The sequence below is a fragment of the Mitsuaria sp. GD03876 genome, assembly GCF_029840635.1.
Classification (GTDB): Bacteria; Pseudomonadota; Gammaproteobacteria; order Burkholderiales; family Burkholderiaceae_C; genus Roseateles.
Window position 1 is genome coordinate 1 of the sequence record NZ_JAOCCU010000013.1, and the last position, 21,404, is coordinate 21,404.

At 71.1% G+C, this 21,404-nt stretch carries 18 protein-coding genes; 8 read left to right on the forward strand and 10 right to left on the reverse strand.

Going from position 1 to position 21,404, the window contains the following annotated elements:
* Nucleotides 1-1,731 (reverse strand): methyl-accepting chemotaxis protein (locus N5D62_RS10140; RefSeq protein WP_279757586.1); only part of this gene is annotated, 1,731 nt, incomplete at its 3' end.
* Between the two features lie 360 nt (nt 1,732-2,091).
* On the opposite strand from N5D62_RS10140, the gene N5D62_RS10145 reads away from it, so the two are divergent.
* Nucleotides 2,092-4,146, forward strand: coding sequence for a PEP-CTERM sorting domain-containing protein (locus N5D62_RS10145; protein WP_279757587.1), 2,055 nt, complete (start codon nt 2,092-2,094; stop codon nt 4,144-4,146).
* A 58-nt stretch (nt 4,147-4,204) separates the two neighbouring features.
* On the opposite strand, the gene N5D62_RS10150 is transcribed toward N5D62_RS10145, so the two are convergent.
* The 5 genes from N5D62_RS10150 to N5D62_RS10170 form a co-directional block, all read right to left on the reverse strand.
* A complete protein-coding gene (locus tag N5D62_RS10150) occupies nt 4,205-4,636 on the reverse strand; it encodes a DoxX family protein (protein ID WP_279757588.1) in 432 nt (143 codons plus the stop codon).
* 146 nt (nt 4,637-4,782) lie between these two features.
* Nucleotides 4,783-5,541, reverse strand: a complete 759-nt coding sequence (locus N5D62_RS10155) for a phage Gp37/Gp68 family protein (RefSeq protein ID WP_279757589.1) — start codon at nt 5,539-5,541, stop codon at nt 4,783-4,785.
* Between the two features lie 94 nt (nt 5,542-5,635).
* Nucleotides 5,636-6,490, reverse strand: a complete 855-nt coding sequence (gene tcmP, locus N5D62_RS10160; RefSeq protein ID WP_279757590.1) for a three-Cys-motif partner protein TcmP — start codon at nt 6,488-6,490, stop codon at nt 5,636-5,638.
* Nucleotides 6,491-6,674: 184 nt separating this feature from the next.
* Complete coding sequence (locus tag N5D62_RS10165; protein WP_279757591.1) at nt 6,675-7,274, reverse strand: DUF2939 domain-containing protein; 600 nt, start codon at nt 7,272-7,274, stop codon at nt 6,675-6,677.
* Between the two features lie 12 nt (nt 7,275-7,286).
* Nucleotides 7,287-10,232, reverse strand: a complete 2,946-nt coding sequence (locus tag N5D62_RS10170; protein ID WP_279757592.1) for an adenosylcobalamin-dependent ribonucleoside-diphosphate reductase — start codon at nt 10,230-10,232, stop codon at nt 7,287-7,289.
* 253 nt (nt 10,233-10,485) lie between these two features.
* On the opposite strand from N5D62_RS10170, the gene N5D62_RS10175 reads away from it, so the two are divergent.
* Nucleotides 10,486-11,136, forward strand: coding sequence for a hypothetical protein (locus tag N5D62_RS10175; protein ID WP_279757593.1), 651 nt, complete (start codon nt 10,486-10,488; stop codon nt 11,134-11,136).
* A gap of 46 nt (nt 11,137-11,182) precedes the next feature.
* Here N5D62_RS10175 and N5D62_RS10180 read toward each other — a convergent pair whose 3' ends face one another.
* Nucleotides 11,183-11,830, reverse strand: a complete 648-nt coding sequence (locus tag N5D62_RS10180; RefSeq protein WP_279757594.1) for a DUF1134 domain-containing protein — start codon at nt 11,828-11,830, stop codon at nt 11,183-11,185.
* A gap of 254 nt (nt 11,831-12,084) precedes the next feature.
* Between N5D62_RS10180 and N5D62_RS10185 the strand changes: the two genes are divergently transcribed.
* Together N5D62_RS10185 and N5D62_RS10190 are read left to right on the forward strand one after the other, a co-directional pair.
* Nucleotides 12,085-12,513: a hypothetical protein gene (locus tag N5D62_RS10185; RefSeq protein WP_279757595.1), complete on the forward strand. Its 429-nt coding sequence runs from the start codon at nt 12,085-12,087 to the stop codon at nt 12,511-12,513.
* Between the two features lie 27 nt (nt 12,514-12,540).
* On the forward strand, nt 12,541-12,906 hold the full coding sequence (locus N5D62_RS10190) for a PilZ domain-containing protein (RefSeq protein WP_279757596.1): 366 nt from the start codon (nt 12,541-12,543) through the stop codon (nt 12,904-12,906).
* Between the two features lie 84 nt (nt 12,907-12,990).
* On the opposite strand, the gene N5D62_RS10195 is transcribed toward N5D62_RS10190, so the two are convergent.
* Nucleotides 12,991-13,839 (reverse strand): alpha/beta hydrolase, encoded by an 849-nt coding sequence (locus N5D62_RS10195; protein ID WP_279757597.1) that lies wholly within the window; start codon nt 13,837-13,839, stop codon nt 12,991-12,993.
* A 156-nt stretch (nt 13,840-13,995) separates the two neighbouring features.
* Between N5D62_RS10195 and N5D62_RS10200 the strand changes: the two genes are divergently transcribed.
* The 4 genes from N5D62_RS10200 (at nt 13,996) to N5D62_RS10215 (ending at nt 19,387) form a co-directional block, all read left to right on the forward strand.
* Entirely contained in the window at nt 13,996-15,159 is a 1,164-nt protein-coding gene (locus N5D62_RS10200; protein WP_279757598.1) for a histidine kinase, read from the forward strand.
* Nucleotides 15,156-16,265, forward strand: a complete 1,110-nt coding sequence (locus N5D62_RS10205; RefSeq protein ID WP_279757599.1) for a histidine kinase — start codon at nt 15,156-15,158, stop codon at nt 16,263-16,265. The genes N5D62_RS10200 and N5D62_RS10205 overlap by 4 nt, the downstream gene beginning before the upstream one ends.
* Nucleotides 16,262-17,023 (forward strand): LytTR family DNA-binding domain-containing protein, encoded by a 762-nt coding sequence (locus N5D62_RS10210; protein WP_279757600.1) that lies wholly within the window; start codon nt 16,262-16,264, stop codon nt 17,021-17,023. Before N5D62_RS10205 ends, N5D62_RS10210 begins: the two co-directional genes overlap by 4 nt.
* A 108-nt stretch (nt 17,024-17,131) precedes the next feature.
* Nucleotides 17,132-19,387: a molybdopterin-dependent oxidoreductase gene (locus N5D62_RS10215; protein ID WP_279757601.1), complete on the forward strand. Its 2,256-nt coding sequence runs from the start codon at nt 17,132-17,134 to the stop codon at nt 19,385-19,387.
* A gap of 13 nt (nt 19,388-19,400) precedes the next feature.
* On the opposite strand, the gene N5D62_RS10220 is transcribed toward N5D62_RS10215, so the two are convergent.
* Together N5D62_RS10220 and N5D62_RS10225 are read right to left on the reverse strand one after the other, a co-directional pair.
* Nucleotides 19,401-20,429 carry a sce7725 family protein gene (locus N5D62_RS10220; protein WP_279757602.1) on the reverse strand — a complete coding sequence of 343 codons (1,029 nt, stop codon included), beginning with the start codon at nt 20,427-20,429 and terminating at the stop codon, nt 19,401-19,403.
* Between the two features lie 300 nt (nt 20,430-20,729).
* A complete protein-coding gene (locus tag N5D62_RS10225; RefSeq protein WP_279757603.1) occupies nt 20,730-21,398 on the reverse strand; it encodes a BON domain-containing protein in 669 nt (222 codons plus the stop codon).
* Nucleotides 21,399-21,404: the final 6 nt, after the last annotated feature.

A 21,404-nucleotide genomic window follows, 5' to 3' on the forward strand; every position in this document is an offset into this window, starting at 1 on the left:
AGTCCGGGTCCCGCTCGACAGCGCGGTCGAGGTCGAGGCGCCAGAGGACGTCGCGTTGGCGGGCCCGCGCGTCGCCGGCGGGACGAACGCGGCCCGCGGCGCTGCGCCGGCGGTCTCGGTGCCGGTGCGGAAGACCGCGACCGCGCCGACCATGCCCGCCGCCTGCTGCTTGAGGCTGTCGGCGGCGGCCGCGCTTTCCTCGACCAGCGCGGCGTTCTGCTGCGTGGCGCGGTCCATCTGCGTGATCGCCTCGCCGACCTGGGCGACGCCGGCGCTCTGCTCGGTGCTGGCGGCGCTGATCTCGCCGACGATGTCCGACACGCGCCGGATCGCGCCGACGACCTCGGTCATCGTCGCGCCGGCCTGGTCGACCAGCTGGCTGCCCTGCTCGACGCGCGACACGCTCTCGCCGATCAGCTGCTTGATCTCCTTGGCGGCGCCGGCCGAGCGGCTGGCCAGGCTGCGGACCTCCGAGGCCACGACCGCGAACCCGCGGCCCTGCTCGCCGGCGCGTGCGGCTTCCACCGCGGCGTTCAAGGCCAGGATGTTGGTCTGGAAGGCGATGCCGTCGATGACGCCGATGATGTCGGCGATGCGGCGGCTGCTGTCATTGATGCCGCGCATGGTGTCGACGACCTGGCCGACGACTTCGCCGCCGCGCACCGCCACGTCGCTGGCGCTGCGCGCGAGCTGGTTGGCCTGCTGCGCGTTCTCGGCGTTCTGGCGCACGGTGGCGCTGAGCTGCTCCATCGAGGCGGCGGTCTCCTCGATCGCCGACGCCTGTTCCTCGGTGCGCGAGGACAGGTCCAGGTTGCCCTGCGCGATCTGGGCGCTGGCCATCGCGATCTGGTCGGCGGAGCCGCGGACCTGGCCGATCAGCGCCAGCAACTGGCCCTGCATCTGGCCCATCGACGCCAGCACGCTGTCGGCGGGCGCCTGCGCCGCGCCGTCGACCGGCCGCAGGTCGCCCTCGGCGATGCGGTGGGCGGCCTCGGCCAGCGCGGCCGGCTCGGTGCCCAGCGCCTTCATCAGGCGACGCACGATCCACGCGCCCAGCGCGGCGGCCAGCACCGCGGCGCCCAGGCCCAGCGCGATCATCCAGGCGCGCTGCGAGGCGTAGGCGGCGTTCGAGGCCTCGGCCAGCGCGGTGCCTTGCGCGCGGGTGTACTCGACGTACTCGCGCGAGGCGGTCAGCAGCGCCGCCAGCAAGGGCCGGCAGTCGCGCGCCACCGCGTCCATGGCCTCGTCGCGCTTGCCGGCGGCGGCCATCTCGACGATGGCCACGGCCACCGGGCTGTACTTGGCCTCGATGTCGGCGATGCGGCCCAGCAGTTCGCGCTCGCGCGGCGTGACGTCGCCGGCGGCGGCGACCGCCGTCTTCAACTCGACCAGGCGCTTGCCCAGCGTCGCATGGGCTTCCAGCGCCATCGCCTTGGCCGCGTCGACATCGACCGGCTGCTTCATGACGACCATGTCCCGCACGCCGATCGCGCGGCGGTTGGCCGCGATGCGCAGGTCGACCGCTGTCGTCTCGCGGGCGCTGATGCCGTCGATGTAGCCGGAGAACCGGTCGTCCGCGGCACGCAGGCTGTGCAGGGCGACGACGCTGACCATCGCCACCATCGCCACCAGCGCGGCGAAGGCGAGCGTCAACTGCTTCTTGATCGAGAGACCGTTCATGTCCAGTTCCTGGGGAGGCGCGTTCAGGCGCAGGAAGGAGGAGGCCGGCACGCGATGCGCGGTGCACGGGGCTGGGGAACGGTCGAAATGCTACTTTTGAAACCCCGCTGCGGAATTTGCTGATTTTTTCTTTCGTGAAGCAGTCACCGGCCTGCGGCGACCTCCCCCCGCATTCCGGGGGGAGGGCCCCGTGACGAGGTTCACGGGCCGGGATTCAGGGCGCGGACACGGGCGGCGACCGTAGCGGCGGCACGGGGGTCAAAAGCCGGATTCGGCGCGCCCACCGTTCGATGACAACGCGATGTCACGACGATGTCGGCGACGCAGAAATCGGCACCCTCCCCGGGGGTGCCGCGGATCGCGCCGGGCTTCTAGCATCCCGGGAATTTTTCACACTCGACACGCCGCGCCATGGTCCACCCGCTGCCCCGCCGTTCCGCCTCCCTCCTTCGCGCGCCGGCGCTGCGCCTGAGCGCCGTGGCGCTCGCGGCGCTGCTGCTGCAGGCCGGCCCGGCCGCCGCCGCGTCGTTCGACCTCTGCGGCGCGTTCACCGCGGCGCAGACGCTGGGCAGCGGCAGCGGGCAGACCGGCGCGCTGTGCGCGACCGGCACGCTGGCGGTGGGCGGCTCGACGGTGGCGGTGACCATCAGCGGCAACAACGCGACGCTGAACAACCTGGGCAGCATCACGCAGACCGGCACCGGCCGCGTGATCCGCGACAACACCGGCGTGCAGAACCTGGTGATCAACAACGGCAGCGCCACCAACGCGACCGCGTCGCTGCGCGCGCAGGACGCCGACGTGATCCAGATGAACAAGTCGCCGGCCAGCGTCACGCTGAACAACTGGGGCGTGATGACGTCGACGAATGCGTCGGCGGGCGGCAACCAGGTGGTGGACTTCAACGCGATCGCCTCGGGCGTCAACATCGTCAACAACATGGCCGGCGCGACGATGCTGGCCACCGAGGCCGACGCGGTCCGGCCCGGCGTGAACGGCGTGGTCAACAACGCCGGCACGATCCGCGCGGTGACGACGACCGGCTCGAGCAGCGACGGCATCGACTTCCAGGCCAACAGCGGCATCACGTTCAACAACCTGTCGGGCGGCCTGCTCGAAGGCGGCCGCCATGGCGTGACCGGTGGCCCGGAGACGGCGATCGCCTGGACCGGCACGATCGACAACGCGGCGGGCGCGACGATCCGCGGCATGAACGGCTCGGGGCTGAACTTCGACGGCTTCAACGCGCTGCAGGTGATCACCGTGCGCAACGCCGGCCTGATCACCGGCAACGGCGTGACCGGCGACGGCGACGGGGTGGACATCGACGGCCCGGTCAACCTCACCAACAGCGGCACGATCCGCTCGATCAACGCGTTCTCGGCGCTGGGCAGCGGGCTGGCGTTCAGCGAAGGCATCTCGGCCGGCGGCGGCACGATCCGCAACAGCGGCCTGATCGAGGGCCTGGTGGCCGCGGGCAACACGAACGCGGTGGGCCGCGGGATCTCGCTGGTCGGCAACGACATCACCAGCGGCGTGAACGCCGGCAAGCGCGAGGCGCTGTACACCGACACGACGGTGACCAACCTGGCCGGCGGCGTGATCCGCGGCCAGAGCGATTCGGCGATCTACATCGGCGGGCTGGGCGGCAGCGGCAAGCTGGTCCGGATCGACAACCAGGCCGGCGGCACGATCGTCGGCGGCGGCACGGCGCCGGCGATCCTGTCGGCCTCGGACTACGACACGACGGTGGTGAACGCGGGCCGGATCGACGGCAGCGCCAGCGGCGTGGCGATCGACCTCGGCGCGGGCCGGAGCTCGCTGGTGATCAGCGGCGGCCAGGCCGAAGTGCTGGGCAACGTGCGCGGCGCCAGCGGCGCGGGATCGGCGACGCTGCGTTTCGAGGTCGGCAATGGCAACCAGTTCAGCTACGCCGGCGGGTTCAGCCGCTTCAACCAGGTGCAGGTCGAGAGCGGCCGCGTGGTGCTGAGCGGCCAGAGCCAGGACATCGGCGCGGTGGCGCTGGACGGCGGCGTGCTGGAGCTGCGCGGCGACCAGCGCCTGGGGGCGGCCGGCGCGCTGGCTGTGAATGGCGGGACGCTGAAGGTCGTCGGCGGGAACCAGAGCTTCGCGAGCCTGGCGCTGCTGGGCAGCGGCGCGTTCGAGCTGGACGGCGCCGGACTGAGCTTCGGCGGCCTGGGCAGCGTGGTCGCGGGCAGCGTGCTGTCGGTGACGCAGCTGGGCGCGGGCTACGCGCTGCGCTTCGCCGGCGACCTGTCGCATGACGCGAGCTTCCTGAACCTGGTCGCGGCCACGAAGATCAACGGGCAGGCGGTGAGCTTCAGCTTCAGCAACGGCTTCACCGTGCTGAGCGCGGTGCCGGAGCCGTCGACCTACGCGATGCTGCTGGCGGGGATCGCGGTGCTGGGCTGGCGCCTGCGCCGCCGGATGGGCGAAGCCCGCTGACGCGGGCTCAAAGGACGATCGAACCGGCGCCGGGAGGCGGCCGGTCCGATCCCGACGCTCAGCGGGCGCGGCGGGCGTCGAGGCTGAAGCGGCCGGCGCCGTTGATCATCAGCATCAGGAAGGCGCCGGCGATGGACACGTTCTTCAGGAACATGATCATCTGCGTCTGGTCGGCGAAGTTGTTGTGGAACAGCAGGGCCGTCAGCAGCGTGAAGCCGGCGAGCAGGAAGGCGACGACGCGGGTGCGCCAGCCCAGGATGATGGCCAGGGCGCCGAGGACCTCGGTGGCGATGACGACGGGGAGCAGGAAGCCCGGGACGCCCATCGCGGCCATGTAGCCGGCGGTGGCGGCGTAGCCGGTGATCTTGCCGACGCCCGACAGCAGAAACATCAGCGACAGCATCACGCGGCCGGCGAGCTCGATGGCGCTGGGCAGGCCGCCGGCCTGCGCGGGGGTGGCGGTGGCGAGGGATTGGGAGAAGGTGGACATGAGGGGCTCCTTGTGGATATCGGGATCGTGGATCGATGGACCGAAATCTACGAGCCGCGGCGCAAGTCCACTAGCCGGGTGAAGTGGGATTGATTGATGCTGGAATCGACCTAATCGGCGATGCCAGGCCCCGCTTTCCCCCTTCCTCAAGGCGATGCGAGCCGCCCAACCACTTCCGCCGGCATCTCGTCCCAGGTGCGCCCGTCCAGCAGACGTCCATTGGCGCTCTTGGCGCGCCGCTTGCCATCGGCGCCCCAGCCGCCCCACTGCTTGAAGAAGAACGCGACGCCCTGCGCTTCGCATTGATGCTGAACGGCCAAGGCCCAGGCCTTCTGCATGGGACGGGCCTTCGGCCCGGACTCTCCGCCGACGATCACCCAATGGATGTCGGTCAGGTCGAGCGCGCCGACGTCCTCGAGCAGCGGCTCCACCGACAGGAAGCGGATCGAAGCGGGGACTTCGCGCAGGTGGTCGATCCGAGGGACGCCGTACTTCCGGTCCTCGACCGAAACGCCGATCCATGCATTGCGAGGCACGGGCCGCCCCTTGAAATAACCGGCCAGGCGTTCCGCCCGCTTCGTCAGGATTTGATAGGTGTGATGGGGTGTCGCGCGGATCGTGGCGAAGACACGATCGATGTACTCGTCGAGCACGTCCTCATGGAAAAGGTCCGACATGGAGTTCACGAAGTAGACCGTGGGGCGTTTGCGCTTGATCGGGTCGCCAAGCCGCTCCGGCAGCAGCGTCAGCGCGAAGCCGTTCTCGTAGCCGGGGGTGCCCATCGCCTGAAGCCGACGCGCCATCGCCTCGGCATAGCAATGCTTGCAGCCCGGCGAGATCTTGGTGCACCCCACGATCGGGTTCCAGGTCTGTTCGGTCCACTCGATGCGGCTGGTGGTGGTCATGCTTTCTGCGCTCCCCTCGTTCAGGCGTCGGGATTGTCCGGCGCCTGGCCTTGTGCTGCCTGGACGCCTGATTGTTCAAGGTGACCGTGTCGTTCTAGAAGTCGAAAGCGAGATTGGGGCTTCGAGCGATGTCGCCCCAGATGCGCTCCGGCAGTGCGTGGCGACTGAAGAACACCAACCGGTACAAGGGCCGGCCTTGTTCATTCGGCACAAGCGGCATCTCTTCGCTCACGCTGAAGCCGAGCCTGGCGATGCGATCCCGCCAATCATTGAAGAACCAGGCGGCGAGGCTGGCCTTCGACGCGTTCTTCGGACATCGGTCGCGCCATCCTGGGTTCGCCCCATTGAAGCGATCCCGCTCCGGATCGAGCTCCATGTCGACATTGCGACTGAGGTCCATCAGGCTGAAGTGAACGGCGAAGTCCACATGCGGCAGGAGCGCCAGTCGCTCGATGATGGAGAAGGACAGGAACTCCAGGTTGTGGGGATCGATGTAGGCCAGGCACAGCGCGCCTCGCGGGACGGCCGCGGCCATGCGGATGGCGGTCTCTGTGGCCGGTCCATCGAAGCGTGTCACCGGGGCCTGGACCGCGCGCAATCGGGCTTCGCAGGCGCGGCTTCGATCGTCATCCAGGTCGCCGATCAGGATGTCGGTGAATGGACAGCGCGACTGGACCGACTGGCGCCAAGCCACCATCGTGCCGCCGTCCCGCGTGAACGCTTCGCCATGCACCTGGATTCGGCCGGGGCCGCAGAAGGGGTCGATGAGCACGCGCCTGGGGAACTTCACCTGGGCCTTGCGCGTGCCGTCGATGTACTTGGCGAGGTAGGTGTGCTTGAACTGCGGCACCCAGGATCCAACGCCCACGCCTGTCGGTCCGCGTTCGATGATCAGTTGAGGACACGGATCGGCGTGGACCGGAAGGGTGAACACGGGGCGCTTGGACATGGCACCTCCAGGAAGTGGTCGGGCGAAAAGTGTCTCGCTCGACCTGTCGCGCGGCCATTCCCGAAAGCTGTCGACTACCCGGCAGGAATTCGGGATCGGCGCGTGGGAGAGCCGTCTATCCGCACAGCCCACGGACCAGCAGGCGGTGCAAAGGAATTCTTGGAAGCCCCTATCGCACCCGCGATCACAACGACGGCAACCGGATCTCGGTAAGCTGCCACGACGCGAACCCCCGGCGCTCGAGGACCAGGCCGGTCCGGCGGTCCTCGGGCTGGTTGGCGCCTCTCGCATACAGGACGAGCTTGTCGACGCTCTTGCGTTCGGTCGACCAGATGGGATCACGGCCGTCCGCGCGGTTGGCATCGGAACCACCACGAGGCTCCTCGCCATCCTGATCTTCGCCGTCCGGCGCTCGGCGCGACCCTCGCTTGGGCATCAACTTGCCCTCCTGCATGATCCGCATGACCGCCTCGGGCCGCACCAGCGCATCCACCATGCGGTCCGTCATCGCCACCGCGAACATCGAGCCCAGGACCGCGCCGGCCCTGCCCGCGTCGCTCTTCGGCGCCCGGTCCGCCATCCGGTCCCCGATGGCCGCGGAGAACTGACCCTTGAGGCTCTCCCGCAGCCGCGGATAGTCGACGTGGTCATTGAACGCATCGGCGTCCCCCGCCTTCGCCGCCGCGCGAAGCTGGTGGATCGCCAGGAACGGCGACCAGTACCAGTACGCGGCGACGCCCAGCAACACGGCGATCGCGCCGACCTTCAAGCTCTTCGATGCCATGCGGCTCCCCCTTTACCCGCACTGCCCCACGAACCCGCACGCCGTGCAGAACTCGCACCCATCGCGGTGGATGAGCGTCGCGTTCCCGCACTCCGGGCACTTCTTCCCCGCCATCGCCCGCACGCCGCCGGTCTCCGACGCCGGCCGCGCGGCGCTCGCCGTCCTCGCCGGCGCCTGCTGCATCAGCCCCATGTCCACCAGCGGATAGCCGTTCTCGTCCAGCACCCCCAGCATCGCGTAGCGGTGGATCACCAGCCGCGCGACGTACGCGACCGTCGACGGCCACACCTGCTGCCGGCGTTCCCCGGACAAGGTCGGCACCGGTGCCATGAAGTGCCCCAGTGGCTCGCCCACGTTGAGCAGCTTGCGCAGCTTCATCCCGATCCATCCCGGATCGAGCACCCGCATGTCCAGCGACAGCAGTCTCGACAGCCCGTCCAGCGCCTTCGGATAGTTCCCCGAGAACCCCATCGCGCACGGCCGCGTGACGCTGCCGCCGTCCGGCGTCGGCAGGCTCACCTCCTTCAGCGTCAGCGTGAACAGCTCGCCGGTCGCCGGGTTGTCGACGTCCACCGCCCAGGCCAGCGTGCCGGCCGTCCCGGTCCTCGGCTCCTCGCGCGAGAACATCGCGTCCAGCACCGGCGTCGGACCGCCTTCCTGCAGCGCGCCCAGTTGCTCGCAGCGCCAGCGGATCACCGCCGCCGTCGCCGCCACCACGCCCGGGAACAAGCGCGGCTCGCCTTGCGGCGGCATCGGCATCTCGAAGGCGCGCTCCTCGGCCACCGTCGCCAGCGCGTCCAGCTTCAGCCGCAGCCAGGCCGCGTCGTTCGCGCGCAGGTCCATCGACAGCGTCTTGGCCATCGCGCCCAGACCGCGCGGCTGCTCCGCGCCGTTGACCCAGACCTCGAACGGCAGCGTGCGGCCGAACAGCCCCGCATCGGGCCCCTCCGCCGGCAGCTCGCCGACGAAGAGCGCGAAGTCTCCATGCGGGTGGCGGATCATCGTCGACCACGCCGGATTGCCGCCGGGCAGCTCCGGCCGGCTCGGCCAGCGCAGCGAGGCGAGCACCGGCTTGGGCAGGCGCTCCACGCGCAGCCGCTGGTTCGGCCCGGTGTCGGCCTTCAGCGGCTCGGGCTGGGCGATCGGCTCCACGCTCAGCACCGCGCCCAGCACGCTGTTGGGACGGTAGGTCGCCAGGCCCTTCAGCCCGCTCTGCCAGGCCCAGCGGTAGAGGTCCTGGAAATCGGCATAGGGATAGTCCGCCGGCACGTTCACCGTCTTCGAGATCGACGTGTCGATGCAGGGCGCGACCGCCGCGACCATCGCCTCATGGTCCGCGGCCTGCAGCTCCAGCGCGGTGACGAAGGCGTCGGTCAACGGCGCGTCGGGCCCGTACAGGTGGCGGTAGAGCCGCCAGGCGTGATCCTCGACGGCGTATTCCTTGAAGCTGTTGTCGGGCATCCGCTTCTTGCGGGTGTAGCTCCACGAGAACGCGGGCTCGATGCCGTTGCTGGCGTTGTCGGCGAAGGCCAGCGAGATCGTGCCGGTCGGCGCGATCGACAGCAGGTGCGAGTTGCGCAGCCCCTGCGCGCGGATCTTGTCCTTCAGCCACGGCGGCAGGCGCGACGCGAAGTTGCCGCCGGACAGGTAGAGGTCGGCGTTGAACAGCGGGAAGGCGCCGCGCTCGAGCGCCAGGTCGGCGGACGCCTCGTAGGCGGCATCGCGCATGAGCTCGCTGATGCGGCGCGCCATCGCGCGCGCGGGCTCGCCGTCGTAGCGCAGGCCGATCATCACCAAGGCGTCGCCCAGGCCGGTGAAGCCCAGGCCCACGCGCCGCTTGTTGGCGGCCTCGCGCGCCTGCTGCGGCAGCGGCCACGGCGTCACGTCCAGGACGTTGTCCAGCATGCGGGTGGCGACCTTGCAGACTTCGATGAGCCCCTGCTCATCCAAGCTGGCTCTGGCGCTGAATGCATCCCTTACGAATGGCGTCAGATTGACCGATCCAAGGCAGCAGCACCCATAAGAAGGCAGCGGCTGTTCAGCACACGGATTCGTGGCGCTGATCGACTCGCAGTAATGCAGGTTGTTGTCCGCATTGATCCGGTCCAGGAACAGCACCCCCGGCTCCGCGTGGTCGTAGGTCGAGCGCATGACCTGGTCCCACAACTTGCGCGCGCGCATTCGCCGGTACACCCACAAGCCATCCGAACGCTGCGTCGCCCCCGCCGCCCGCTGCTTCGCGCCCGGCGCGGCCTTGTGCACCAGCTCGATGTCCGCGTCCGCCTCCACCGCCTCCATGAACGCGTCCGTCACGCCCACCGAGATGTTGAAGTTGCGCAGGTCCCCCTGGTCCTTCGCGTGGATGAACTCCTCGATGTCCGGGTGATCGCAGCGCAGCACACCCATCTGCGCCCCACGCCGCGATCCCGCCGATTCCACCGTCTCGCAGCTGCGGTCGAACACCCGCATGTAGCTCACCGGCCCCGACGCGCTCGACTGCGTCGACTTCACATGCGCCCCCTTGGGCCGGATCCGCGAGAAGTCGTACCCGACCCCGCCGCCGCGCCGCATCGTCTCCGCCGCCTCGGTCAGCGCGGTGTAGATGCCGGGATGGCCGTCCTCCTCTTCCGCGATGGCGTCACCCACCGGCTGCACGAAGCAGTTGATCAAGGTCGCCGACAACGACGTCCCCGCCGCCGACGCGATCCGCCCCGCCGGCACGAAGCCGCGCCGTTGCGCCTCCAGGAAACGCGCCTCCCAATGCGCGCGCTGCTCGGGCGACTCCGCCGCCGCCAGCGCCCGCGCCACCCGCGCCCGCACCTCCTCCAGGGAGCGCTCGCCGTCCTTCGCGTATTTCTCCAGCAGCACCTCGGCGCTGATGTCCTGCGGCGGGAGGCTCTCGGCCGTCGCCTGCAGCGGCAGGGACGACGAGTTCTGAGGGACGGTCTGCTGGCTCATGCGGGGTCTCCATCGAACGACGCGGACCATCCTAGTCCCGGCCCGCCGCGCGCGTCCCCGAAGGTCCCGCGAATCGGTCATGCCCCCGCCGCCGACGCGTCACCAAACCTTCACCGGCGTGTCCTCCGGTAAGCGCGCACTTGCGGCGCGGACACGGTTTGATGCGTGTTTGTCGTTGTTTCCGCTGGTTAGCCCCCATGGGCTGTCCGTATGTCGGACGCTATTCTTTTCGGTCATGACTCCCGACAAGGTCTTGCGATCCAGCCCCGGCACCCTGGGCGATCTGGAACAAGGCTGCGCCGACGCCCGCCGTCTGATCCTCGACGGCCAGCTCGACGCGGCCCGCTCGCGCCTGGACGAGCTGCGCAAGACCCACGGCGACGACCACGCCCCGATGCAGGAAGCCTTCAGCGCGCTGGCCGAAGCCCATGGCGACTTCAACATCGCCCTCGCCCACTTCAAGCGCTTCCATGCGCTGGCCGTCCAGGCCGGCGCGTCCTCGCCGCTGGCCTCGCGCGACCAGTTGCTGGCGCGGCTGGTCGAGCGCCAGCAGCAGCAGGCGCCGGACATGACCTGGTGCCTCGTCGCGCTGGCCGCCAACCGCGCGCCCGCCGGCGCGCTGCCGCACATGCTGCGCCAGCAGTGCCGCGCGCAGGACGTGCTCGCGCTCGGCCAGGGCGAGGCGATGCTGATGCTGCTGCACGACGTGGACCTGCCCACCGGCCGCAAGGTCTGCGAGCGCTTCCGCGCCGTGTGGATGCAGCAGCAGCCGACCGCCGGCCCGCTCAGCATGGGCCTGACGGCCTGGCGCGGCGCGGGCGACACCGGCAGCGGCCTGCTCGGCCGGGCCGAACAGGCGCTGGCGCGCAGCCAGCGCGAAGGCGCCCCGCTGCGCACCGGCTGAACGCCCCGGGCGCCGCGCGCCCGGACCGCCTCGCCGGCTTTTCCCGTCAGAACGGGTTGATCGTCTTCTCGGGCCGGTAGTGGATGTAGCCGACGCTCGCCCCGGCGCGCAGGCCCACGCCCAGCCGGATCGGGGCCAGCGTGATGCCGTCGGCGCGCTGGTAGTTGATGCCCGCGCCGCCGATGTAATAGAGGCTGCCGTCCACGCCCGGGAAGCGGCGGTAGATCGCGGACGTCTTCGGCAGCTTGTAGACCAGCGTGAACACCTTGGACGCGTTCGCGCCCAGGTCGAAGCCCACCGACGGGCCCGCCCAGTACACCTTGGCCGCGCCGCCATGCTTCATCAGCAGGTCGCCCTCGCCGTAGCGCAGGCCCACCGTGATCGCGCCGCCGGCCTCCTGGCCCTTGATGTAGGCGTTCGGGCGGCCCTGCTCCTTGAAGGCCTTCTCGATCACCTTGGCCAGGCCCTCGGTGGTCTCGCCGAAGAAGTCGGTCGCCGCCTTCACCACGGAATCCTGGTCGTAGGTGTCGTCCTCGTTCTCGGCGGCCAGCGCCGGCAGCGCCGCCAGTCCCGGCGGCAGGATCAGGCCCGCGGCGGCGTAGCGCCCCAGGCGCCCCAGCGCGTCGCGGCGCGCCCGCTCGGGCGCCTCGGTCAGGTCGTTCGAGCCCTCGGTCGAAATCTCTTGGCGATTCATGCGTCTCTCCGGGTAAGTCTGGATGGCGTCGGACTCTCGCGTCCCGGCGCCGCTTGCCGACGGGCAGGCAATCGGGATGCCCGCTCTCCGAACGCGATGGATGCTACCCGGCGGCGTGACAAACGGCGTGCGCATCGCGTCGACGCCCCGATACACTCCGCTCCACGCCGTCGAGAGGGAACCGATTCCATAACAAGGAGCGGCGATGCATGCAAACAGCAGTCGTGACAAGAGTGCATCAAGGAGGACATGCAGTGAGCAGTGATCTGCCCCGTCTGGCCCGCGCGCTGGAGTACCTGGACATGGCGTCGGCGCTTTACCTGGCCGGTGGCGCGGACCATTCCGCGCAACTGCTGGCCGCCGCCGGCGAACGGCTGCTCGGCGACCTCGCCCGGCTGATCCAGTCCCCCGAACATGGCCACGAGGTCCAGCAGCTGCTGGCCCGCCTGACGCAGCAGCACGTGCCGTCGCAGGTGCCCGAGGTCGTCGGCCACAACCAGTCGCGACAGCTCCAGGCGATGCTCTCGCGCCAGGAGACGCCCGAATCGAGCGAGCTGCGCCAGGCCACCTCCGCGCTGCTGCGCGCGTCCTGGTACCTGCTGGAGACGATGGGCCTGGAGCCGCTGGCCCCGTCGCGTTTGCATCAGGCCATCGAGAAGAGCACGATCTACGCCGAGCTCTGATTCCCAGATCCCCACGCCCCGCCGCCCATGAGTTCCGAAGAACGCCGCCACTTCTCCCGCATCGCGTTCGCCGGCCCGGCGCAGCTGGTGACGGTCGAGCAACGCCTGCCGGTGCAGGTGCTGGACCTGTCGCTCAAGGGCGCGCTGCTGCTGTTGCCCGAGTCGTCCGCCGTCGAGGCGGGCGCGCTGTGCCTGCTGGATCTGCCGCTGGCGCCGCATGAAGGGCGCATCGCGATGGCCGCGCAGCTGGCGCACGTGGAAGGCGGTCGCGCCGGGCTGCTCTGCCTGGGCATCGACATCGAGAGCATCACCCATCTGCGCCGCGTCATCGAGCTCAACCTCGGCGACGCGACGCTGGTCGAGCGGGACCTGAAGGCGCTGGTGGCGTCCTGACGCCCCAGGCGCGAGCGGTCAGCGCGACTTCGCCGGCCGCTGGCTCTCGCCCCGGCCCTCTCCCGCAGGCGGGAGAGGCAGTCATCAATCGGCGATGAACTTCCTCAGCACCGCGAAGGCCGCTTCCGGATCGTCGCGCCACGCGCCGTGGCCCACGCCGGGGAAACGCGCCAGCTGACGCCATGGCGCCGGCAGCGCGTCGTGGATGTCCAGCGCGTCCTCGAGCGGGCACACCGGGTCGTCTTCCCCGACCATCACCAGCACCGGGCACTGCGCCCGCGCCAGGCCTTGCAGCAGGCCGAGGTCCTGTTTCTCGCCGCCGACGAAGTGCAGCAGGATGTCCAGGTTCACCAGCGTGCGCGCGCCGGATTCGGCGTCCGCCGCCGGCCGCGTGTTGTAGAGGTGGCGCACGCCGGCCCAGTAGGCCTCGAAGGTCGCGCGCGACGGATGGCGCCAGAAGGCGTCGGCCAGCGCCCGGGCCTCGGGCCCGCCGCGGCGCTCGAACGCCGCCAGCTTGCGCTCCAGGCCCATGTGGTGCGAGGTGCTAGACAGGATCACCTTGGCCGCGTGCCCCGGATGCCGCGCGATGTAGCGCTGCGCGACGAAGCCGCCGAAGGACTGGCCCAGCACGATCGGCTTGTCGATGCCCAGCGCGTCGCACAGCCGCACGATGTCGTCGGCCCAGGTGTCCAGCGTCCATTCCGACGACGGCCGCGGATCGCTGCGGCCATGGCCGCGGTGGTCGTAGTAGACGATCTGCGCGATGTCGGCCAGTTGGCTGAACGCCGGCTTGAACGCCGCATGGTCGAAGCCGGGGCCGCCATGCATGCAGATCAGCGTCGGCTTCTGCCGCATCCGCGTGCCGTCGGGCACCAGGCCGGCGCCCTCGATGTCCACGAACAGGCGCGCGCCGTTTCCGATATGGATCTTCATGGGCGGCGAGTATGCCGCCTCCGCCCCGATCCGCCGCCGGCCCTCCCCGGGGGCGCGGCCGGTGTCCGCCCCCGGCTTCCCGGACTCGTCCGGCCCTGGGCGGCTTCGTCGCAAGCCCGCTGGCGGGGCCGCCGGGCGGCGGCCAGAATGCCGCCCATGTCCGATGCGACCCCGTCCCCGCCCGCCGCCGAGCCGCGCCGCTCCGCGCGCGACGCCGCCTTGCAGTTCTTCAACCTGCGGATGATCGCGGCGGCTTTCTACTTCTGCCTGGCGATGGCCGGGGCGCGCTCGCTGACCTGGCTGACGCAGGACGACGGCGTCGGCACCTGGGTGCTGGAGTGGCTGCGCTTCACCCGCCAGACGCTGCTGACGGCGCTCAGCGTGCTGGCCGCGCTGGCGCTGGCCGAGGCGCTGCTGGCACGCACCGCGATGCGCTGGCCGGTCGCCGTGCGGGCGCTGGGCGTGGCCGTCGGCGCCCTGGTGGGCGCGCTGCTGCGCTACAAGGTCGCCAACTTCGGCGCGCCGGAGGAGCCGCTGAATTGGGACTGGCTGCTGTCGACGACGGCGCTGTGGCTGGTGCTGGGCGGCTTCTTCGCCGCGCTGCTGCACGGCGTGCGCGAGGAACGCAGCGCCCAGGCCCGGCTGGCCGAGCTCGCGCGCCAGCACGACCACCTGCAGGCCCAGCAGCTGGAGGCGCAGTTCTCCGCGCTGAACGCGCAGATCGAGCCGCACTTCCTGTTCAACACGCTGGCCAACGTCAAGCGCCTGTACGAGACCGCGCCCGAGCGCGGCCGCGACATGATGACCAGCCTGATCGCCTACCTGCGGGCCGCGCTGCCCAGCATGCGCCAGGGCATGTCCACGCTCGGCCAGGAGCTGGAACTGGCGCGCAGCTACCTGACGATCCTGCAGATGCGCATGGGCGAGCGGCTGCGCTTCGACATCGAGGCCGACGCCGCGCTGTTCGCGACGCCGCTGCCGCCGATGGTGCTGCCCACGCTGGTGGAGAACGCGATCAAGCACGGACTGTCGCCGCTGCCCGAGGGCGGCCGCATCGACATCAGCGCCCGCCGCGAGCCCGACGGCGCGGGCCTGCTGCTGGAGGTGCGCGACACCGGCCAGGGCTTCGCCGCCAGCGGCGGCAGCGGCGTCGGCCTGGCCAACACGCGGGCGCGGCTGATGGCGATGTTCGGGCGCGACGCCTGGCTGGAACTGGAGGCGGCCGAGCCGCGCGGCGTCGTCGCGCGGGTGCGGGTGCCGCTGGCCGGCGCCTCGCGCGGCGTGGGCGCGGCCCCGGCGATCGCCGGAGCCCTCCCATGAGCGGGCGCGACACCGTCGCCCACGTCTGGCGCTCGTGGCGCTCGCTGCGCCGGGAGGAGCTGTCGTGGTTCCTGCTGATGGGGATCTTCTACGGGCTGGTGGACGTGTCGTCCATCTTCTACGTGATGGACGACGTGCGCTGGCCCGCCGCGCTGGCCAACCAGATGCTGACGCCGCTGCTGGTGTCGCTGGTGATCCTGACCACCTGGCTGCCGGCGTCGCGCAGCGCGATCGAGAGCCGCTGGCGCGTCGTGCGCCTCGGCGCGGCGGTGCTGGTCGGCGCGGTGCTGGCCAAGCTGCTGTACGACCAGTTGATGCCGATGCTGAACCTGCCGTCGATCGCCGACCTGGCCCGCGCGCGCAAGGGCGAGCATCCCTACAAGCCGATCCAGTCGCTGAACTTCATCGGCGAATGCCTGTCGTTGTGCGTCACCGCCAGCCTGTCGGTCGCCTGGTACGAGATGGCGATGCGGCGCCGCCGCACCCGCGCCCGGCTGGAGGCGCTGCTGCGCGAGCAGAGCGCGATGCAGCGCGACGCGGTCGCGGCCCGGCTGGCGGCGCTGCAGGCGCAGGTCGAGCCGCAGTTCCTCTTCGACACGCTGGTCGACATCGAGCGCGCCTACGAGCGCGGCGACCACGCGGCGCCCGAGCAGATGGAGCGGCTGATCCGGCACCTGCGCGTGGCGCTGCCGCGGCTGCGCGAGCGCGGGGTGACGCTGGAATCGGAGGCGGCGCTGCTGGACAGCTACCTGGCCGTCGTCGCCGGGCGCCAGCGCGGCGCGCTGCCGCTGGCGACCGAGTGGTCCGCGTGGCTGGCGCCGCGGCCGATGCCGCCGATGCTGCTGCTGCCGCTGGCCCAGCTGATGCTGCGCGACGCGGCGCGGCTGCCGACGCAGGCCCGGCTGAGCGCGCAGGAAGCCGCCGGCGGCGGCCTGCGGCTGCGGCTGTCCTTCGACCGCGGCGGCCTGTGCGGCGAGGAGACCGCGCTGCGCGCGCTCGGCGAGCGGCTCGACCGCCTGGACCGCGCGCCCGGCGCGCCGCCGCCGCGGCTGCACTGCCGCAGCAACGCCGAGGACACCGAATTCACGCTGGAGCTGCCCGCATGAGCCTTCATCCCACCGCCGTCGTCGCCGAGGACGAGGCCACGCTGCGCCACGAGCTGGTCGAGCGGCTGGCGCAGCTCTGGCCGGAACTGAGCATCGTCGGCGAGGCCGCCGACGGCGTGCAGGCGCTGCGCCTGCTGCACGAGACCCGGCCCGACGTGCTGTTCCTGGACATCCAGATGCCGGGCGCGACCGGACTGGACGTGGCGCGGCAGGTGCAGGGCCGCTCGCACGTGGTCTTCGTCACCGCCTACGACCAGTACGCGGTGTCGGCCTTCGACGAGGGCGCCGTCGACTACCTGCTCAAGCCGCTGGAACCGGCGCGGCTGTTCACCGCGATCCAGCGCGTCAAGCAGCGCCTGGCCGGACCGCCGGCCGACCTGAGCGCGGTGCTGAGCCAGCTCGGCGCGCAGGCGGGGCAGATGCCGCAGCGCCAGTTCCTGCGCTGGATCAACGCGTCGGTGGGGCAGACCTTGAAGCTGATCACCGTCGACGAGGTCCTCTACTTCCAGTCCGACAACAAGTACACCCGCGTCGCCACCCGCCAGGGCGAGGCGCTGATCCGCAAGCCGCTCAAGGAGCTGGTCGAGGAGCTCGATCCGCAGCAGTTCTGGCAGATCCACCGCTCGACGCTGGTCAACGCGGCGGCCGTGGCCGGCGTCTCGCGCGACTTCCGCGGCCGCATGCAGGTCAAGCTCAAGGAGAGCGAGGACGCGTTGATCGTCGCGGAGAGCTATACCCACCTGTTCCGGCAGATGTGAGCGGCGTGGCGGCCATGACGCGAGGCGTCATGGCGGGCCTGTCGCCTACATGACCGCGAGAGCATGGCCCCGCTCCCACAATCGCCGCCAGACGACGGGAGACAAGCCATGGCCGACGCCGCAGCCAACGAGACCACCCACTACCGCATCTGCCCGCTGTGCGAGGCCGCCTGCGGCCTGCAGATCCGCACCGCCGCGTCCGGCACCGGCACCTCCGTCGTGTCCATCCGCGGCGACGACGCCGACCCGTTCAGCAACGGCTACCTGTGCCCCAAGGGCGTCGCGCTGAAGGACCTGCACGAAGATCCCGACCGGCTGCGCCAGCCCATGCGCCGCCGCGCGGACCGGTCCGGCTTCGATCCCATCGGCTGGGACGAGGCCTTCGCCGAGATCGCCGAGCGCCTCCCGCCGCTGCGCGAGCGCCACGGCGCCGACGCGGTCGCGCTGACGATCGGCAATCCGGCCTCGCACAAGATCGGCCTGTTCAGCTACTTCCCGCACCTGGCGCGGGCGCTGGGCACGCGCAACCTGTTCTCCGCGTCGACGCTGGACCAGATGCCCAAGCAGCTCGCCTGCGGGCTGATGTACGGCCACTGGCTCAGCGTCCCGGTGCCCGACCTGCCGCGCACCGACCTGTTCCTGTGCATCGGCGCCAACCCGATGGTCAGCAACGGCAGCCTGTGGACCAGCCCCGACTACCGCGGCAAGGCCAAGGCGCTGCGCGCGCGCGGCGGCCGCATCGTCGTCATCGACCCGCGCCGCACCGAGACCGCGCAGGCCGCCGACGAGCACCTCGCGATCCGCCCCGGCGGCGACGTGTTCCTGCTGCTCGGACTGCTGCACACGGTGTTCGACGAGCAGCTCGAACGGCTCGGCCACCTGGCCGATCACGTCGAGGACCTGGACGCGCTGCGCGCGGCGGTCGCCGACTTCCCGCCCGAACGCGGCGCCGCCCACTGCGGCATCCCGGCCGAGACGCAACGGCGGCTCGCGCGCGAGTTCGCGACCACGCCCAAGGCCGTGCTCTACGGCCGCTTCGGCACCTGCACGCAGCGCTTCGGCTCGCTCAACAGCTGGCTGATCGACGCGCTCAACATCGTCACCGGCCACTTCGACGTCGAGGGCGGCCTGATGTTCCCGAAGGCCGCGGCCTTCGCGGCCAACACGATGGGCAAGCCGGGCCAGGGCAAGGGCGTGGCCACCGGCCGCCGCCGCAGCCGCGTCGGCAAGGCGCCCGAGGTGATGGGCGAGTTCCCGATCAGCTGCCTGGCCGAGGAGATCGAGTCGCCCGGCGACGGCCAGGTCCACGCGCTGATCACCGTCGCCTGCAACCCGGTGCTGTCGGCGCCCAACGGCGCCCGGCTGGCGCGCGCGCTGGACCAGCTGGACTTCATGGTCAGCCTGGACCCGTACATCAACGAGACCAGCCGCCATGCCGACCTGATCCTCCCGCCGCCGTCCCCGCTCGAAGACTGGCACTACGACATGGTGTTCTCGCAGCTGTCCTGGCGGAACCATGCGCGCTGGTCTGGCCCCGTGATGCCGGCGGATCCCGCGGCCCCGCGCGCCGAGTGGCAGACGCTGCTGCGCCTGGCCGCGATCGCCGCCGGCCAGCCGCCCGACGCCGACCTGCAGCCGATCGACGACGCCGCGCTGCGCGCCGAGCTCAAGCGCCAGGCCGGCGATCACGCCGACGCCGTCTTCGCGATGCTGGACGGCGGCCCGGGTCCGGCGCGCTGGCTGGACCTGGCGCTGCGCAGCGGCCCGTATGGCGACGGCTTCGGCGCGAAGCCGGACGGGCTGACGCTGGCCCAGGTGAAGGCCGCGCCGCATGGCATCGACCTCGGCGAACTGCGGCCGCGGATCCCCGAGGTGTTGCGCACGCCGTCCGGCCGCATCGAGCTGGCACCGGAAGCGCTGCTCGCCGACCTCGCCCACGCGGACGCGGCGCTGCGTCATCCGACCGGCGACGAGCTGCTGCTGATCGGCCGTCGCGAGACCCGCAGCAACAACAGCTGGATGCACAACCTGCCGGTGCTGGCCAAGGGCCGCGAGCGCTGCACGCTGCTGGTCCATCCCGACGACGCGGCGCGCGCCGGCCTGGCCGACGGCGCGACCGCGCGGCTGAGCAACGCGCGCGGCAGCCTGCTGGCGCAGATCACGGTCACCGGCGACATGCGGCCCGGCGTCGTGAGCCTGCCGCACGGCTGGGGCCATGACCTGGCGGGCAGCCAGCTCGCGGTGGCGGCGCGCCATCCAGGCGTCAACATGAACCTGCTGCTCGACGACGAGGCGCGCGATCCGGTCTCGGGCACCTCGGTGCTGAGCGGCATCCCGGTGCGGCTCAGCGCCGCCGAAGCCTAGGAGAGCGCTCGGCTCAATCGCCGGCGGGACTGCGCTCCAGCAGGCTCTCCGGCCGTCCGGTTTGCCGCGGCGCCGGGAACCGGCCGGCCAGCATCCCGCTGACCAGCTCCAGGTGGTGCATCACCTCCCACTGCTTGCTGAGCGCCCGCGACGGTGTCGAGCCGTCGATGAGACTGGTCAGGTAGCGCCGCACCGCCTCGGTCGGGCCGAAGCAGGCGTCGGTCCGGTCCAGCGCCGCGTGGAAGGCCTGCAGCGCGTAGCGGAAGCGCGCGTCGGGCCCGCCCTCCTCCGCCGAGCAGCGGCCGTTCATGAAGTGCTCGATCCAGACCTCGCCCGAGGTCGACGGCTGGCGCAGGAAACTCAGCCGGAACGCGATCGTCCGCGAGGGCAGCTCCGGCGCCTCGGGCCGGGACGGCAGCGTCGTGTAGTCCGAGAAGCCCGCCAGCCCCGCCGCGCGGAAGCTCGCGGCGCGGTCGGTGAACAGGTGGCGCTCGTTGACGCGCAGGTCGTGGGTCTCCGGCAACCGCCGGTTCTCGACCCAGACGCAGCCGGCGCCGCCGAGAGCCGCGCGGGCGGCCGGCGCCGGCTCGCTGTCCTTGAAGAACACCCGCCGCACCTGCGCGCCGCCCAGCAGCGCCATCACGTCGGGCAACGGCGGCGCGTCGGCGCCGACGACGAGCCCCAGCGGCCGCGACCCGAACAGCTGCACGAAGCGCCGCACGACCTCCGGCGTCAGCGCCGGGCCCAGCATCAGCGTCGGATGGATCCACTGCCGCCGCGACAGCGAGGTGAACAGCTGCCGGCCCCATTCCAGCGTCTCCGACGGGCGCAGCAGCTCGAAGTCCTGCCGCACCGGGTTCACCACCAGCCAGACCTGCAGCCGGTGCGCCTCGCAGGCCTCGAGCGTGTGCCGCATCGAGGTCGCCGCCTGGCGCACCGGCTCCAGCACCGGCTGCAGCTGGCCTTCCGCGCCCAGGACGGGCGCGAGGTGCCGCAAGGCCAGCACCTCCTTCTGTTTGCCATGGAGATAGGGGTAATACATGGTCTCCGCCTCCGCGAGGTCGTTTCAGGGAGGCGCGATGATGGGGAGCACTGGCCCATCCGTCAGCAGCGATCGCCTGCATGTGTGAGGCAAGTCAAAGGACCATCAAAAAAGATCAAGAACGACGCCTCGAGATCGCACCATTCGCCCGCGCCGCCCACACTGATGCGCCCCTTCGGGGTCCCCCGGAGGACGGACAAAAGAAAAGGGACCGCGAGGCGGTCCCTTCGAGGGGGGATGCAGGTCCGGTCCGGTCCGGTCCGGGCCGGATCCGGCGCCGGGATCAGCCGGCGGGCGCGTTCACTGGTCGCTCTTGGGCTTGGATTGCTGCTGCGACTGGCCCATCGCGGCGAGTTCGGCCTCGCTGATGATCTCCATCGCGCGCACGACCTTCTGCACGCCGCGCACGCCGCGGGCGATGTCGGTGGCGCGGGCCGCCTCGCGCTCGGTCACGCGGCCCATGATGTAGACGTTGCCGCGCTCGACCACGACGTAGAAGGCGTTGGAGATCAGGTCCTTCGCGTCGACCAGGCTGGCCTTGACCTTGGCGGCGATGGCCACGTCGTTGGCGCGGCTGGACAGCGAGCTCAGCATGCCCACGCCGACCTCGTTGAGCACGCTGCTGACGTTCTCGACGCCCTGCGCGATGCGCTCGACGGCGGCCTTGTCCTCGTCGTTGCGGGTCTCGCCGGTCAGCAGGACCATGCGGTTGTAGCTGTTGACGTTGATGTGGACGCGGTCGCCGAGCTGCTCGCGGATGCGGTTGCCGGTCTTGAGCTCGATGCCCTGGTCCTCGAGCTGCGTGCCGGAGGTGCGGCGGTCGGTGGCCACCAGCGCGCCGCCGACGGCGGCGCCGCCGACGATCAGCGGCACGCACGCGGTCTGCAGCAGCGCGGCGCAGACGGCGGCGGCGAGGAGGACGCGGCGGGCGGGGCGGGTCGAACGGTTCGAGCGGATCAAGGTCGTCATCGGGAG